Genomic DNA, 16,564 nt, shown 5'->3' with positions numbered 1-16,564 from the left:
CAACTCAGCTTTGAAGGAGCGATCCGTGTCTGCAATCACTCTAAAAGGTGTCGTCTTCGACCTGGACGGGGTTATCACCAGGACTGCACGAATTCATGGCGAGGCGTGGGAAACTGCGTTTAACGAGTTTTTGAAACAAAACGCCGAGCAAGCCAATATTCCCTTTGAGCCGTTTGACCGGACCGGGGATTATCACAATTACGTTGACGGTAAACCTCGATTCGAGGGCGTGTTGAGTTTCCTCAAGTCCCGGAATATTCGGCTAGCGCCGGGGACACCGGAAGACCCGCCGAGTCTGGATTCCGTGTGCGGAATAGGTAATAGGAAGAACGAACTGTTTCAGAAAATTCTCAAGGACCAAGGGCCGGAAGTTTTTCAAACGTCTGTAGACCTCATTGAGAATCTCAAGCAACAGGGTGTTCGCGTGGGGCTTGCCACATCCAGCCGAAATGGGAAGTTAGTACTTGGTTTGGCTGGGTTAGAGGATGTTTTTGAAACTGTTGTTGATGGTGTAGTCTCGGCAGATCAAGGGCTGAAGGGCAAGCCTGAACCAGATATTTTTGTGACTGCCGCCAAGAATATGGGTCTGAATCCCGGTGAATGTGTGGTGGTTGAAGATGCTATTTCCGGTGTGCAGGCCGGATGCAAAGGGAATTTCGGCATGACGCTTGGCGTGGCCCGAAATATTCAGGGCGAGATGCTTAAACGGTTTGGCGCGGACTGGGTTGTCTCAGACCTTGGTGAAATCACCGTGGAAGATCTGCTGGATTGGTTTGAAAGTGGCATGGCCACGGATGAGTGGTATCTCAGTTACCATGGTTTCGATCCGGGCGACGAAAAGCTGCGTGAAACACTGACTACCGTGGGGAATGGTTATCTCGGTACACGCGGTGCATATGAGTGTGAATGTTCATCTTATTATTTTTATCCAGGCACTTACATTTCCGGTGTGTTTAACAAGACGCCGAGCGAAGTGCAGGGCCGTGAAATCTGGAATAATGATTTCGTTAATTGTCCGAACTGGTTGCCCGTGTCTTTTAGAATCGGGTCCGGTGAGTTTGTCAGTCCGTTGTCCATGGAAATTTTGAGTTACGCGCATCGGCTGAACATGCGTGAAGGTGTCATGGAACGGCATTTGGTGGTCAAAGACCAAGTGGGCCGGATTTCTCGTATCTCGTCTCGTCGCGTGGCCTCCATGGCTGATCCTCATCTGTTGGCTCTCAAATTTGATTTTACACCGCTCAACTATTCGGCAAAAGCCACGGTTCGTTGCTCTTTGGACGGCAATGTAAAGAACGACGGTGTGGCTCGGTATTCCAGCCTCAACACCTTGCATTTGAATCGTGTGGGCGGTGGTAAGGCTGGTGATGGCATATTCCTGCATACCGAGACATCTCATTCGCGATATCAAGTCGTCATGGCGGCCAAGTCGCGGGTCATGGAAGATGGCAAACCATTGGATGTACGCAAGGATGTTCTTCAGGATCGGGCTAAGATTTCCGAGGAAATGCAAGTCTTTGTGCATGAAAATCACAGGTATTCTTTGGAGAAGTTCGTGTATGTGCGGACTTCGCTTGATCGCGAACCGGGGAATCTCAAGGAGATGTGTCTCGACGGGCTGAAGGGTGCCAAGACATTCAAGGGTGTTTTTGGTCCGCATGCCAAGAGTTGGAAGGCGTTGTGGCAGAAGGCAGATATACGCGTGACTGGTGACCGGTTTGTTCAGCGTGTGCTCCGACTGCATATTTTCCATCTTCTGGTTACGGCCAGTCCTCATAACGTCGATCGTGATGCCGGTATGCCTGCTCGAGGGTTGCACGGTGAGGCATATAGAGGTCATATTTTCTGGGACGAAGTTTATATACAGCCGTTTTATGACGCGAATTTCCCGGAAATATCCAAGGCTCTTCTTTTGTACCGATACAACCGACTTGACGCGGCCCGTGAATACGCCAAGGAAAATGGGTATACTGGTGCGATGTATCCATGGCAGACCGCAGATGATGGCTCCGAGGAAACGCAGGAAGTCCATTACAACCCTGAATCGAAGGATTGGGGGCCGGACCTTTCCCGACGCCAGCGACATGTCTCCATTGCTGTCTTCGTCAATACATGGCGATATATATCCTGTACGAATGACAAGCGGTTCCTGACGGATTATGGCGCTGAAATGATGCTTGATATTGCCCGGTTTTGGGGCGGTATTGCAACTTTTGAGGAAAGCACGAGTAAGTACCATATTGAAGGAATCATGGGACCTGATGAGTTTCATGAGGCTTTGCCCGGAAGTGATGAGCAGGGCGTGCGTGACAATGCGTACACAAATATCCTAGTTGTTTGGCTTTTGGAAAAATCGCTTGAAATATTGGAACAACTGCCGCTCAAGGTGCGGGAGAAAATGGTTGTCAAAATTGGTTTGACCGACGAGGACATTGCCAAGTGGCGGGCTATGACTACGCAACTCAATGTCATTATGACCGAGGACGGCATCATTAGTCAGTTCGAAGGGTATATGGGGTTGGATGAACTGGATTGGGAAGGGTATCGTAAAAGGTTCTATTCCATCCACCGAATGGACCGCATCCTTAAAGCGGAAGGGGATAACCCTGATCATTACAAGGTAGCCAAGCAGGCTGATACGTTGATGACATGGTATATCCTTGAGCCTGAAGAAGTGGCGCGGATTCTCAATCAGCTTGGACACAAAGTGGAGGACCCACTCAAGCTGCTCAAGGATAATTATGACTTTTACGAACAGCGTACAAGTCACGGGTCGACACTGTCCAAGGTTGTGCACGCGGTTATTTCTCGCTATATCTATTCCAGTGAAATATCATGGGATTGGTTCATGGAGGCTATGGAAAGTGATATCCGCGACACACAGGGAGGGACAACCATTGAAGGTGTTCATACCGGTGTGATGGCCGGAACGCTCGAAGTGCTTAAACAGGATTTCGCCGGACTCAACATGTCAAGTTCGCCCATGCGGGTTGATCCTGAATTGCCTGCGCATTGGGGGGAAATGCGTTTTAGCTTCATCTGGCGATCCATTTGGTTTGATCTTGTAATTGAGCCGGATCGTGTAAATATGACCGCCTATCACAAGGGTGACAAGGTTGTTCCTGTGGAAATCTTTGGCAAACCGTATAAGCTCAAGCCCGGTATGACAGTGGAGGCCAGACGGTCTCGTTCTGCATAGTACGGATTTCAAAAACCCGCTGATCGGCGGGTTTTTTTGTTTGTGACGCGGGTTTTTCCGGGAGGTCCCACTAATATAAGCTTGCATCCTGGAGTGAAGGAAGGTACTGAGTCGCCTCGCCGAGATATAATTTCGGCAATTCTTTTTTTCAGGAGTTTCCATGTCACTTAGTATCGGTATCGTCGGCCTGCCCAATGTCGGCAAATCTACTCTGTTCAATGCACTCACCAAAGCTCAGAATGCCGAAAGCGCAAACTACGCTTTTTGTACCATCGAGCCGAACAAGGCTGTAGTGCCGGTCCCGGACAGTCGCCTTGAAGTCTTGTCCGATTTGGTCAAGCCGCAACGAGTCCAAAGTTCTACTGTGGATTTTGTGGATATCGCTGGGCTGGTGGCTGGTGCCAGCAAAGGCGAAGGCCTTGGCAATAAGTTCCTTGGCAATATTCGCGAGACTCAGGCTATTTTGCATGTGGTTCGGTGTTTTGACGATGATGACGTAATTCATGTCGCCAATTCTGTTGATCCGTTGCGCGACATAGAAGTTATCGAAACCGAGCTGATCCTGGCTGATGTTCAGGTTTTGGAAAGCCGGCTTGAACGCATGGAAAAGCAACTTAAGGGTGACAAGGCGTTGGCTCCGAAGATTGAGGTCGCCAAGAAGTTACTCGCTCATATGGACGAAGTTCAACCTGTCAGCACCTTTGACAGTGAAAGCAAGTCCTTGGATGAGTTGTTGGTGGAATTGCATTTGATTACGGCCAAGAATGTTATTTATTGCGCGAACGTGGACGAAGAAGGCGTTGTCGAGGACAATGAATATGTGAAGTCGGTCCGTGCGTTGGCAGAAGAACGTGGCGCCGAGTTCGTTAAAATTTCTGCCCGGATGGAAGAAGAATTGGTTGGCCTTGAAGACGAGGACTACCAAGAATTTCTTGAGTCCTACGGCATCGAAGAATCCGGTTTGCATCAGATTATCCGCACAGGGTTTCATTCGCTTGGATTGATCAGTTATTTTACGGCAGGCGTGAAGGAGGTCCGTGCTTGGACTATTTATGAGGGCGATAAAGCCCCTCAGGCTGCCGGTGTTATTCATACTGATTTTGAACGGGGATTTATTCGCGCTGAAATTGCCAGTTACGATCATTTTGTAGAACATGGTTCCGAGGCCAAATGCCGGAGCGAAGGCGTATTGCGTGTTGAAGGTAAAGACTACGTGATGAAGGACGGGGATGTGACGCATTTCCTGTTTAACGTATAGCACTGCCTCGCCTGATATCATTACAGATATTCTTTAATAGTTGAGACCTCGTCGGAAACGGCGGGGTCTTTTGTTTGCAGAAGAGGCAGCTATTCTAATAGTATGACCTTTGTCTTTTTGTTAACTATGAGGGCAATACTTATACCTCAAATGGGAAGGGCTGAGTTGATGAATTTCTTGTTGGTTCGTATTGTGTATTGCGTCTTTTTTGTTGTGCTGTTGACGGGTATTTCGGCCAATGCAGGACAACCTCTTGCGTTTGGTGTGGATGACCGTGATTGGGCAGGACATTATCAATGGGCGAACGGAGCATTGGTTGGTATTGATGCCGACGTGCTTCGTACGGTTGCGAATAAATTGGGATATTCGATTGTTTTCATGCCCCTGCCGTGGCCAAGGGTTATGCTTATGGCAAAAGAAAAGTCGATTGACGGGGTTCTCGATTTGGCTCCAACAGTTCAAAGGAAAGAGTTTCTTTCTTATGTCAGCACACCAATTTCTATGGAATCGACAGTGTTTTGGGTGAAAAGAGGAAGTTCTTATCACTATTCCGGGGCGTTTGATTCTTCCATGAGGATAGGGCTGATGCATGGTTCAGACTGGAGCGACAGATTCGCCCGCGAAGGCATGCCTACTGTAGAGGTCTTTTATTCCTATCAAGCTGTTTTTAACAGTTTGATTGCAGGGAGAATTGATGCATTTGGTGGGTATCTAGCCCCTACACAGGATCAGGTTCGTAGGTTGGGATTTGTGGGTAAGGTGGAACCTTCTGAGCCAATGCTTCATGGACTATCTTACTCCATTGCCTTTACACAGAAAGGAGAACATATCCGACTGGCCAAGACATTTTCTGATGCTCTGAAAGTCTTTTACAAGAGTGCTGAATATGATCGTTTGCTGGAGCAATACGGTGGTGTTGATATTCGCCCTTGGCTGAAGTCCAAAGAAGGAAGAGTTCGATAATGATACGATTGGCATATACTGTTTTTTTTCTGTTATTGATGGCAAATTTTGCTTGTGCAGAGCAGGTGCTTGTTATCAGCGTGGAAAATAAGGATTGGGCCGGACATTATCAGTGGGTTAAGGGCGAGTTGACGGGGATTGATGCTGACATTTTTCGTCGTGTGGCGAGTGAGCTCGGATATGCAATAGAATTTATACCGTTTCCCTGGAAACGTGCGACTCAGATGGCTGAAGATTCATTGACGGACGGTGTTTTTGATCTGGCATCAACAGCCCGCCGGGGATCAGTATTGCATTTTGTGGATACTCCATTGAGTCAGGAAACGATTGTTTTTTGGGTCAAGCCGGACAGTGATTTTTCTTATCAAGGGCGATTCTCAAAGTCATTACGGCTTGGAATTATGCATGGTGAGGATTGGAGTCGGTGGTTTGAAGAAAGCGGCACGCCTATAGTAACCTCTTTTACTTCCTTTGGGGCGGCCTTCAGCAGTCTTGAAGCTGGCCGGATTGATGTTTTTGCTAATTATCTTACCTCAACTCGGGAATTAATTAATAAGCATGGTTTTGAAGAAGAAATTGTTCCTTCTTTACCAATTATTCCAAATTACTATTATGTAGCATTGAGCCGCAAACCTGGACATCGTGCTCTGTCCAAAAAGTTGTCTAAGTCGTTGGCAAAGTTTTTCGATAGTCCTGCGTATGCCGATTTGTTAAAAATATATGGGGTGAAGAATCCGGATAATGCATTTCATCCTTCCAGAAGTCTTAATCAGTGATAGTGAATACACATAAAAAGCCCGCATTAGTATAAACCAATGCGGGCCATAGTGTGCGATGCCTCTAGAGGTTAGTCGTCGAAGTCGCCTTCGGGACCTTTGTCGGTGTCAATCGAGGCAGCCATGGCCTTGATTTTTTCCTCGGTCCATTCGGCAGGATCTTCAAATTGTTTGGCTTTGGGGCCGAGGTCGTAGGAGCCTGCTTCAAGGATCAGGTCGTATGCAATCGGAGCAGTGTCCTGTGCGTTGAAAACGTTGACCAGAAGGTCGTAGACGAATCCTTCCACATTGTCTGCCATGCGTTGACGTATTGCCTGACTTTGGCCCTGCCAGCGGCGTTCGAAGACGAGATTGAGCTTCTTGTAGTTGCCGCCAGAAATGCCGTTGTCGTCAGCGTATGCGACCATCTCATCCCACAATGCATCATCCACGCCTGTACCGGTCACCTTGGCAAAGTGATCGCCGTCCATGATGGCATTGCCGAATTCATTGACCTTCACTCCCCAACCGATCATCTGAAGGGCTGTGGCCACGTTGGCTTTGGTGGTGGCTGTCTGTGCTGCAATTTCGCGCAGGCGAGCAGAATCATTGCCGGAAGTACCGTGCTGTGCACCGGAGGTGCCATACGGTTTAAGCGTTTCATGGATTTTAGCGGTCAGATCGACCTGAATTCCTTCACCAGATGCCTCAATGCCGTGGGTGGTGCCGTTGTTGAGAGCGATCCAGTCAGGGCAAAAATTGTGGGCATTGAGTCCTTGGCACAAAAACTTGGCTTCCACCGGACTGGACAGGCCAAATTCGCCTTTAATCTCACCGATCTCCGTTTCGTAACCGGCCCATGTCGGGATAGTTGGCGCAACAACGAGGTTGGCAAGAAGGTTGAGGTCGTCAGTCATGTGTGAGGCATCGATGGCGATGGAAGTGATGCCTGCATCGAATACCGATGGGATTTCCGCTTTGGCCTCGGCCACGCCATCCCATGATTTAATGAAATAGTGGTCTGCGTGCACGGCTACCGGGATGGTAATGCCGAGCTTGTTACACAGATAATCGACTCTGCGTGCAATGTTCCACAAGGTGGTGGGGCAGTATGTGGCTTCGGAACGTGCGATTTCAATGATGATGGCAGCGTTGGCACGCTGGGCTGCTTTGAGAGCGCCTTCGATAATGAAGATGTTGCGGCCGTTTGCTGCGATGGTCATGGCGCCGCCTTTGGCAGTCATGGCACGATCAATGACCTTGCCACTGACAAGCAGTGCCTGGGAACCTGGGAAATTTTGAACGACGTTCGGCGGACGACCGACGGCGAGTGCTTTTTTGAAAGTATCCTGGGACATGCCCTTCCTCCTTGGAGCGTTTGTGTACAACAGACAGTAGAAACCAAACGTTTCATAAAGTCAAAATGAAACGGTAAGTTGTGATTTGGGAATGCCCATGCCGAAGCCCCGAGATGCGTGAAGCATCCCGGGACGCTCGACGTGTGGTTCGGCTGGGCGCTACATGGTAGCTTCCCGACCGCGCATGAGGTTGGTTGACCGGGGCTTGCCCGTTTTCACGCCCTCAACAGGCATGAGGGTGTAACCCATTTCCCGAGCCATGAATTCAATGATGGCAACGTTGTGCGTTACCTTCACAATTTCGAACATGGTTTCGGCGCCAAGTTTGGCATGTGTGTCAAACGGATTGAGCTCACGAAGCAGTGTCGAATACGGCTTCCTGATGACTCGGGACACTTCCTTGGCCGGAATGCGACCCTCCAGGACCACGTCCTGCATTTTCTTGGTCAGATTCTTCTCAAACATGCTTTACCCCCCACATGTTGAATTTTTCTGCCTTGTGGTGAAAGTTACTCCCTTTTTCATTTTTGTGCCAACGAAAAGTAAAAAAAGGGGGAAGTTCTTTGATGAATGAGAGAAAAAAGGAACCTTTGTAGTGAAACTACAACACGTTACCCCTCATTCCTCTATATAGTATAGGAGAATGAGGGGCTTTGGTTCTTTATTCGTATAGTTTGTTTTTTATTTCTAGCACTTACCCATGAATTGCATAGCGAGCATGGTGATGTCGTCTGACTGTTCGGCTCCGAGTGTAAACTCTTTAATTGAACTATTAACGTCTTTGACCAACTTGGGCGCGAACGGTTCTTCCATGGAAACAAGCAGATTCATGAGGCGGTCTTCTGAGTAGAGTTTTTTGTCCGGATTCATGGCTTCAGTTACACCATCGGTGTAGATGAACATGATATCCCCTTTTTTCATGGTCATGGTCTTGGTCGAGTACTCCATGTCCTCCATGATGCCTGCAACTGGTTCGCCAAAAGGCGGAATCCATTCAGGTGTGCCTCCGCATGGCATAAAGACGGGAGGATTGTGACCGGCATTGGCATATTTGATTTCGCCGGTTTCGATGTTCATGACAGCCAGGAACAAGGTGACAAACATACAGGATTCGTTATCGGCAGAAAGATCGGCGTTGACTTTGGTCAGAACCTCACCGGGGTTGAGTCCCTTTTCTGAGACAACCTTGAGCAATGTTTTGGTCACGGCCATAAAAAAGGCAGCGGGGACGCCTTTGCCGGAGACATCGCCTACCAGGAAACAGAAATGCTTTTCATCCACGAAGAAGAAGTCGTAGAGGTCTCCTCCAACTTCCTTGGCCGGTTCAATGGAAGCGAATACCTCGAATTCCTTGCGTTCAGGAAAGGCCGGGAAGAGCTTGGGTAGGATACCCATTTGTATTTCGCGGGCAATGCGGAGTTCGGACTCGATACGTTCCTTGGCCGCTGTTGTGGAGGTCAGATCCTGAATGAATTCCTTGAGGGACGCCTTCATGTAACGGAAGGAGTCCGTCAGGTCGCCTACTTCATCACGGCTGGATATTTCTGGAAGCATGACGTCCAGATCTCCAGAGGCAATTTCACGGGCGGCTCCCGACAATTGACGCAGAGGGTGTGTGATACGTCGCGCGATGCCCATGGTGACAAAAGCAAGAAGAGCAAAGCCTGCCAGACCTATCAAGCCCATGGTTTTCGAAAGACTGTGGACATCGGCCAGCATTTCATCTTTGGGAAAGAGAATGCCTAGAGACCAGCCGCCATATTCAAGGCCTTTCGAGTACAGGTAACATTCCTGATCATTGATGGCCTTGCCGGCTGCCACGAATGAGGTCACGCCAGAAAGCATGTCCTGGCCCAGTTTGCGGAGCCGGTCAGAACCGAGTTCTTCAGCCAGCGAGAAAATGGTTTGATTCATGACCAGTCGACGATCCGGGTGTGTGATGAAAGTTCCGTGTCGGGAAAGCAGGAAGGCGTATCCAGTGTCAAAGATACGGATTTTTGCCACTCTTTCCTGAAGTTTACTCAGAGAAATATCTGCTGTGACAACACCAGCAAAGGTGGTTTTTCCGTTCTTTGTTCGGAAAAAAGGTACAGCATAAGTCGCCATTACAACACCGCCGCCGCCTTCGTCAAAATATGGTTCAGTCCAGACCGGGTGTCCCAGTTCTTTGGGCAACTGGTACCAATCCATGTAAAAATATCTGTATTTTGCATCTCCGAGCATGGTGAAACCGATGCGGCCACCGGAACGGAAATAGTATGGTGCGAAGTAAAGTTTGTCCGGTTCGAGAGAATACGGTTCAAAGGCTATCGCCATACCGTATATTTCGGGATTGTTTGCTAGTACCCGGCGATTAAGTTCCAAAATTTCTTGCGAAGTCATGGTCGCGTCTTCAAGGGAAAACGCAATGTTTTCAGCAACTTTTTGTACGCTGTAAAGCGTCGCGTCTATGCTGCCTGCGGTTTCGCGAGCGAGAAGACGCGAATTGTCCCGTGTTTGGCGAAGGATGATATCGCGAGAGTAATAGTAGTTATACCCTACGATGGCTCCTACGATAACGAAGGCGCAGGACAGGATGAAAAGCGTGAGTTTGAAAGCAATGGGCCAACGTTTCATTGGAGTGCCCCTTTGTAGAATTCTTCGAAAGTTGGGGCTGTATCTAGAAAACCGGTATCCAGCAACGTTTGACGAACCCGTTCAAAGTCGTCCTTGCGAAGGACTCCCATGGTGGCGGCTTCATCGGTCATGATGATATCTTCCATTCGTTTCAGCATCCATCGCTGATGTGCGCGGTTTGCCGGGACTCTAGCTGATTGCATGCGGTGCATGACTATATCGAGAGCTTCATCCTGATGGGCAAAGGTGTATTCCCAACCCTTGATGGTGGCCCGGACCAGCTTTTGGCACAGTTCGGGGCGCATTTCGACCGTTTGTTCCAGACAGTATATGCCATCTTCCGGGAAATTTAGGCCGGCATCATTGAAAAACAAGGGGTGGAGTTCTTCTTCATCAAGACCGTAGGTAAGAAGTGTGTGATATTCATTATACCACATGCCTGAGGCTGCATGGACTCCGCCGCGCAGGAATAGGTCAAGCGAAGAGGACTGCGGAACCACTGTTACCTTGAGGTTCATTTGACGAAAGAGGGCTCGAGCCTGAATTTGGAATTCGTTACCCCACAGGCCGATTTTTTTGCCATTCAAGTCTTTGAACGAGGTAATGCACGAGGATTTTTTGGCAATGAGCATGAGTGCCGACCGTTGCACGAACTGGCCGATGTTGACGATAGGCAGGGTTGTCCTTCGTTGTAGACCTGTTGTGAGAAATAGGGTGGCGAATTCCGCGTTGCCAGCGTCGAGTTGTTCACTGGCAAGTACATCCGGGCCACCAGATATAAGGGTGAGGTCAATGCCTTCTTCCTCATAGAAACCTTTGTCCTTGGCTACGAAATATCCGGCAAATTGAGCCTGTGGAAGCCACTGCAGAACAAGGCTCGTCTTGTCCAAAGCCTGCGCATAGACAGGGGACAATGCGATGGCCAAGGCCGCAATCAGCAACATGGTACAAGCCGTTGTCCCTGGGATTTTAGTCGATCTATTGTTGAATGGCAGCATCGAATTCCTTGACTTTGTGATTCCAGAGTGGGCTGTCGGGGTCGCCTTTCCAGGCTAGACGCGGGTCAACCTGTGCGATGAGCATCCCTTGCATTATCGAGTGTGTTGCGTAACCGAAAGTGGTGAGTTTTTTCATTGAATTGGTAAGCAGGGATGAGCTGATACCCGTGTCCCGGCTGACGTCATTAATGTCGATTACCACGTAATTGTTGAATTTGATGTTGGCAAGCAGATAACTGATGACTTTGCGATCGGCATTGTCCAGTCGTTGATCTGCCGTCAGTTTGAGAAGCATGGACTGGCTGGTAATGACTGTCTGGTCGGTTTCAATGACGGGTTTGATCTTGGTGGGATCGTTGGCAATGGCACGCATGCCGCCTTCGAGGAACGCGTAATCGAAGTAATCATAAGCGTTCAGGAAGTATTGCAGCCAACGAATTTGTTTGCCGACGGCATCAAAAAAGAGGAGTTTTTTTTCTGTCCAGATACGAGATGTTACAAGGTCAAGGAGTGGGTCCAGCGGGATGTTGCGAATGTCGTCGATTCTGGGGCCGCTGTCTCGTTGGAATGGATCACGGATATCAATGACAACCGTGTTTGGTTCTTTGGAAGCAGCCAAGAATTCGTCATAGGAAATCTGGTGCTGGAGAAATTTTTGGGAATCGATAATACGGTCTGCGCGGGCCGGTGTTTCCCCCATGAGCGTTCCCCTTTTCGGGATGGCGGTAATCCAGTCAAAAATGCCACCGTCATATACGAAAACGTTTTCGAATCCGAGGGAGAGGGCGAGCTGGGCCGCCTGATAGCTTTTGGCGCAGGAATGACCGTTACAATAAAAGGCCATTGGTTTTGCGCTGTGTTTTGGACGGACTTCTTCCAGTTTGTCGGCAAAGTTTTCTAAGGTGAGGGGGAGGAGGATTGCCTTGTTGATGCGGGCAACCTCGTATTCGAGTCGAGATCGGATGTCGACGATCACGGTTATATCATACTCTGCCATGAGTTTGTCTGTCGTGATGGGGGTGACTTCCGGGTAATATGGGCGCAGTGGAAAATCTTCCTGAGCGTGGGCCGGTATGAGCGGGCACAGAAGTGTCACAATCATGAGGATCGCGAGGAATGGAAATGTGTGCGAGTGCGTGTGCATGGTTTTTTTTAACTCTAGGCTGTGACAGTTATCAGGAAACGGTTGAATATCGCGCACAGTCTGTCCGTGCTGTTTTCTAACCTGTGTGTGTCGTTGAAGACGTGGAGATTCGCCTTGTGGGTTTTGGCAAAGCGCAAAGAATTGTCAACGGGGACGACGTCATCGGTCCATCCATGAATAACTGTAAGCTTTTTTGGCAGGTTAGTGAAGACGTGCAGGGCATAACCTTGAAGATAGAAAGCCGGAGCCAACAGAAAAAGGCCTTTGGTTTTCACATGCCTGGCAGCCGCTGCAGCGACATATCCTCCCATGCTCGATCCAACAAGAATGGGTGGACCATCAAGTGCTTTCAGGCGTTTCACAAGATGCTCAACCCGTTCGTCCGCATTTTCAATATTTTGAAAGTCTGGGGCTTCCATGGACAATCCCAACTCTTTAGCCGTTGCCGCCAAGGCTTTGCTCTTGGCTCCCCAGGGGTGGCTGAGAGAACCATGGCACCAGATGAGAGTCGGTTTAGTCATTGTCAGTCCCCGTGTTCTTGGTAGATGTTGAGTCTGTCATTTGGCGAATGGCATCAAAAAGTGTGCTTTTTTTGACCGGCTTGGGAATATGCAGATTCGCTCCTGCGTCGAGGCATCGTTTGGCATCTTCCTCCAGTGCGTGCGCCGTCATTGCGGCAATGGGAATGGGGGTGGCGTTTTGTTCGGATTCCCATGTACGGATAGCCTGTGTAGTTGAATAACCGTCCATCAGTGGCATTTGAATATCCATGAGAATCAGGTCCCATCCGCCCTGTTTGAAAATTTCAAATCCTTCCTTGCCGTTTTCCACCACGGTTAGGAGACATTGCGTGCCTTTTAAATAGGTCTGGATGACGAAAGCGTTGTATTTGGAATCTTCCATCATGAGGATGTTTGTCTCGGGCAACGGCTTTTCATCGCCTTCAATCAGTCCCTCGCCGGGGCTTGATTCGGCTTTTGAGTCAGCGTTGAAACAGACAGTAAAGTGGAACGTGCTGCCGCGTCCCGGTGTGCTTTCTGCCCAGATGCGTCCATCCATAAGCTGTGTCAATTGTTTACTGATGGCCAGCCCTAGGCCAGTGCCGCCGAATTCGCGGGTCGTGGAACTGTCCGCTTGGGTAAAGGAATCGAAAATTGTAGAGAGTTTGTCGCCGGATATTCCCATACCCGTGTCCGTAATGGAAAATTGGAGGGTGGTTTTGCCAGCGGGACCGGGTGCTGTTTGAACCGCGAGATTTACGGAGCCGGAGTCGGTAAATTTGACGGCGTTACCGAGCAGATTGAGTAAGATCTGTCTGAGTCGTGTTGGATCACCTTGCAGCCGATCAGGAACTTGCGGAGGAATTGTGCAGGCCAGCGACAGCCCTTTTTGTTGTGCCTTGGTGTTAATGATGGTGCACATTTTGTCCATAGTTTCTTTGAGTGAGAACCATGTGGACTCCAGCTTCAAATGTCCGGCTTCAATTTTTGACAAGTCCAGAATATCGTCGAGGATTTCCAAAAGGCTTTCTCCGGCAGTGCGGAAAACATTGACATATTTTGCTTGATCTTCGGAGAGTTTTGTTTCCCAGAGAATATCGGCCATACCGAGGATGGCATTCATAGGTGTGCGAATTTCGTGGCTCATGCTCGCGAGAAAACTACTCTTTGCCTGGTTGGCGACTTCAGCGGTTTTTTTGGAATTGCGTATTTCTTCGAGTGCCGCGTTCAAAGAAAGGTTCTTGGCCTCAAGTTCTTCGGTGCGTTTTTTGACGGTTGTTTCCAGGATATTTTGGTGGTTTTGCAGTTTGGAGTTGGCTTCCTGAAGGTCATCAATGAGGTGGCGAAGGGATTCTCGCATGTCATCAATAGCTCGTGCAAGATTTCCGAGTTCATTGGGAGCAGAGGTGTCGATGTAGGCATCAAGATCTCCGTCCGCGATAAAGGCTGCGGATGTCTCAATTCGTTTGAGCGGGGCAAAAAACTTTTTCCGTGTGAATAAATACGACGTCAGGGAGATCGCCCCGATGAGCAACATGGCAAGAATCAGGGTGGCAATGACGTAAATGCCAATTTCCTGATGGTATCTCTCCGTGGAAACTGCGAGGCGGAACGTGCCGATCCAGTCTCCGTATTTTTTGATTTCCACGGAACTTGTCAGAAATTGTCGGTTGTTTTTGAAAAAAGTGAAGTTTTTGTCGGCGAACCGAGGACGGGTTTTAACGGCCATGATTTCTCGGCCAGTGACAACCTGTGCAAACACTACCGTTTCATCCTGAAAGACCGCGTCGATAAAGTCTTTAGCTGAAGCGTGGTCGACCTGCCAGACAGCGGAAGCAAGGCTGGTTCTGGCTAGATGGGAAATATTTTGGGTTTGATCGGAAAGGTGCAGTTTTAGCCGGTAGGCATTGAATCCAATAATGGCGGCAGAAAAACAAAGAACGATGATGCCGATCAGACCCATTTGCAGAATGGCGGCTCTGCGGCTGAGAGAATGTGCTTTGGTCAGCGTGCGTGTGTCCGGGGTCATCTGTCGGTCTCTTTTTCGTGTTTATTTATACCACGAAAGTCATATGATGTTCATGAAAATTTCGCAAGACGACAGAGCAATTTATGGATGTAATGGTCAATAAAAGACGAAAGAGGCAAAAAAAAGACCGGACTAAGTGTCCGGTCTTGGGGTGCGTCGAGAAAATTTTAATTATGCGCTACATCCGTCTAGGTTGAAACCCATTTCGGTGGCCATATATTTCAAAGGGCGAATGTCGTGTGTTACCTTCATGATTTCCAGCAAGGTTTCTGCGCCCAGTTTAGCGCTGACATCGAAGGGGTTGATTTCACGCATGAGTGTGGAATACGGCTTGTTGATTTTTTTGGCTACAACTTTGGCCTGAATACCGCTGTCGAGGATACAGTCCTGAACCACCTTGGTCACGTTCTTATCAAACATATCGCCCTCCCGCATGTTTTGAATGTTGCTTCTTGTCCCCCTGGTCACTGGGACTAGTATAAGCAACGGCTGTGCCAAGAATACGTTATTTTGATTATATTATTAAAATACTAAGGGTTATAAAAAGTCTATACTTTGATCAGTAGAACGGCAGCTGTCGCGTAAACGTCTCTTTTGCAACGTCCTGCAACATAAAAGCGACATAAGTGTAGCTTTGCGACATTTAGAACGTTTGAAACGTAAAAAAATGGGAGTCGCCGAGGCGACTCCCAATATCCCCGGTTAAACCGGGTGTCCGAAACGTATCTATCAGGCTTTTAGGTGTGGGTTGCGGTCCATTCCAATGCCCATAGGAGGTGATTCGTTCGGGACTAAGAGTTTTGGTTGCGATTCCAATCCTGAGACCAGGACTTGAAAGAATCGATGTAGGTCAGCCAGCTACGGCTTCCAAGAATAATTTCCATGATTCTGGATGCTGTGAGGTTGGAAAACATATTTCTTACTCCGTAATAAACAATTTCGTTCTCAGTAAATTGGACAAAGCCTTTACCGGTGTTGCGTCAGGTGTTTTATCAACAGCCGTCCTGACCGGGGCTGTTTTTTAGGCTGCGCATCACATGTTTTATGGTTTCGGCAAAGATGTTTCCAGACTCATAGGGAGTAAGAAGACTGGTGCGGACGGAACCGACAATGTTGCCGTAGATGATCAACGCGGTTTCTTCGAGAGGAAGGTCGCGGATCGATCCGTCTTTAATGCCGAGAGATACGCAGCGTTTCAGCTCATCAATGAAGATGCTGAACTTTTCAGCCACCTTTTCGGCATCTAGGCCGGTTTCCATGTGGCTGAAGGGGGAACACCGCAGGAGGATGGAGAAACGATTCCTATGCTCCTCGGTGAAATCAAAATATGCGGTCATGTACCGTTGAATGGCAACAAGGCCATCGGTCTCTTTGGCAGTGGCTTCTGTCAACCGGGCCACTAACCTGTCAGCCATGTCAAATCCAGCGGCCAGGAACAGTTCCTGTTTACTCCCGAAGTAATGGGAAACCAGTCCGAAAGAGACATCGGCGCGATTCGCTACGTCTTTGACGGTGGCGCCGGTGAATCCCAGTTGAGCAAAGGCTTCCTGGGCGGCTTTGAGTATGGCTTCCTTCTTGGACATGATCTATTTCTCTCTATCGATTGATTGTGCAATCAGCTTGTGATGAAGCTATAGATTGATTGTACAATCAATGTCAAGCGGATTTCAAAATCTTTATTATTCTTTGAGATCATTACCCTGTGTGTGCTGCAATATCTGTTGTGGCACAACGATAAAAGCCC

The 16,564-nt window shown here is 48.8% G+C and carries 14 protein-coding genes; 4 read left to right on the top strand and 10 right to left on the bottom strand.

Going from position 1 to position 16,564, the window contains the following annotated elements; all coding sequences use genetic code 11:
• The first annotated feature begins 25 nt into the window (after positions 1 to 25).
• The 4 genes from SYK_RS08835 to SYK_RS08820 all read left to right on the top strand — a co-directional run bounded on the left by SYK_RS08835 (position 26) and on the right by SYK_RS08820 (position 6,196).
• Complete coding sequence (locus tag SYK_RS08835; RefSeq protein WP_281759898.1) at positions 26 to 3,199, top strand: beta-phosphoglucomutase family hydrolase; 3,174 nt, start codon at positions 26 to 28, stop codon at positions 3,197 to 3,199.
• 160 nt (positions 3,200 to 3,359) lie between these two features.
• Positions 3,360 to 4,457, top strand: a complete 1,098-nt coding sequence (ychF, locus tag SYK_RS08830; protein ID WP_281759897.1) for a redox-regulated ATPase YchF — start codon at positions 3,360 to 3,362, stop codon at positions 4,455 to 4,457.
• 102 nt (positions 4,458 to 4,559) lie between these two features.
• Positions 4,560 to 5,420 carry a substrate-binding periplasmic protein gene (locus tag SYK_RS08825; protein ID WP_281759896.1) on the top strand — a complete coding sequence of 287 codons (861 nt, stop codon included), beginning with the start codon at positions 4,560 to 4,562 and terminating at the stop codon, positions 5,418 to 5,420.
• The gene (locus SYK_RS08820) at positions 5,420 to 6,196 is read left to right on the top strand and encodes a substrate-binding periplasmic protein (protein ID WP_281759895.1); all 777 of its coding nucleotides are present in this window, start codon (positions 5,420 to 5,422) and stop codon (positions 6,194 to 6,196) included. Before SYK_RS08825 ends, SYK_RS08820 begins: the two co-directional genes overlap by 1 nt.
• Positions 6,197 to 6,267: 71 nt before the next feature.
• Here the strand turns inward: SYK_RS08820 and SYK_RS08815 are convergent, their stop codons facing one another.
• From SYK_RS08815 to SYK_RS08770, 10 genes are all read right to left on the bottom strand, one after another.
• Entirely contained in the window at positions 6,268 to 7,533 is a 1,266-nt protein-coding gene (locus SYK_RS08815; RefSeq protein ID WP_281763218.1) for a class II fructose-bisphosphate aldolase, read from the bottom strand.
• A gap of 159 nt (positions 7,534 to 7,692) precedes the next feature.
• Positions 7,693 to 7,998 carry a phage regulatory CII family protein gene (locus SYK_RS08810; RefSeq protein ID WP_281763217.1) on the bottom strand — a complete coding sequence of 102 codons (306 nt, stop codon included), beginning with the start codon at positions 7,996 to 7,998 and terminating at the stop codon, positions 7,693 to 7,695.
• 222 nt (positions 7,999 to 8,220) lie between these two features.
• Positions 8,221 to 10,149, bottom strand: coding sequence for a SpoIIE family protein phosphatase (locus tag SYK_RS08805; RefSeq protein WP_281763216.1), 1,929 nt, complete (start codon positions 10,147 to 10,149; stop codon positions 8,221 to 8,223).
• Positions 10,146 to 11,093 (bottom strand): ABC transporter substrate-binding protein, encoded by a 948-nt coding sequence (locus tag SYK_RS08800; RefSeq protein WP_281763215.1) that lies wholly within the window; start codon positions 11,091 to 11,093, stop codon positions 10,146 to 10,148. The genes SYK_RS08805 and SYK_RS08800 overlap by 4 nt, the downstream gene beginning before the upstream one ends.
• A gap of 34 nt (positions 11,094 to 11,127) precedes the next feature.
• Positions 11,128 to 12,249 carry a rhodanese-like domain-containing protein gene (locus SYK_RS08795; RefSeq protein ID WP_281763214.1) on the bottom strand — a complete coding sequence of 374 codons (1,122 nt, stop codon included), beginning with the start codon at positions 12,247 to 12,249 and terminating at the stop codon, positions 11,128 to 11,130.
• A gap of 56 nt (positions 12,250 to 12,305) precedes the next feature.
• The gene (locus SYK_RS08790) at positions 12,306 to 12,812 is read right to left on the bottom strand and encodes an alpha/beta hydrolase (protein ID WP_281763213.1); all 507 of its coding nucleotides are present in this window, start codon (positions 12,810 to 12,812) and stop codon (positions 12,306 to 12,308) included.
• Complete coding sequence (locus SYK_RS08785; RefSeq protein WP_281763212.1) at positions 12,805 to 14,820, bottom strand: ATP-binding protein; 2,016 nt, start codon at positions 14,818 to 14,820, stop codon at positions 12,805 to 12,807. The genes SYK_RS08790 and SYK_RS08785 overlap by 8 nt, the downstream gene beginning before the upstream one ends.
• A 171-nt stretch (positions 14,821 to 14,991) precedes the next feature.
• Positions 14,992 to 15,240 (bottom strand): phage regulatory CII family protein, encoded by a 249-nt coding sequence (locus SYK_RS08780; RefSeq protein ID WP_281763211.1) that lies wholly within the window; start codon positions 15,238 to 15,240, stop codon positions 14,992 to 14,994.
• A gap of 371 nt (positions 15,241 to 15,611) precedes the next feature.
• Positions 15,612 to 15,734 carry a hypothetical protein gene (locus SYK_RS08775; RefSeq protein ID WP_281763210.1) on the bottom strand — a complete coding sequence of 41 codons (123 nt, stop codon included), beginning with the start codon at positions 15,732 to 15,734 and terminating at the stop codon, positions 15,612 to 15,614.
• A gap of 78 nt (positions 15,735 to 15,812) precedes the next feature.
• Positions 15,813 to 16,403: a TetR/AcrR family transcriptional regulator gene (locus SYK_RS08770; protein ID WP_281763209.1), complete on the bottom strand. Its 591-nt coding sequence runs from the start codon at positions 16,401 to 16,403 to the stop codon at positions 15,813 to 15,815.
• Positions 16,404 to 16,564: the final 161 nt, after the last annotated feature.

It is taken from the genome of Pseudodesulfovibrio nedwellii, assembly GCF_027923765.1.
Lineage (GTDB): Bacteria > Desulfobacterota > Desulfovibrionia > Desulfovibrionales > Desulfovibrionaceae > Pseudodesulfovibrio > Pseudodesulfovibrio nedwellii.
This window is presented reverse-complemented; position numbering and strand designations above follow the sequence as displayed.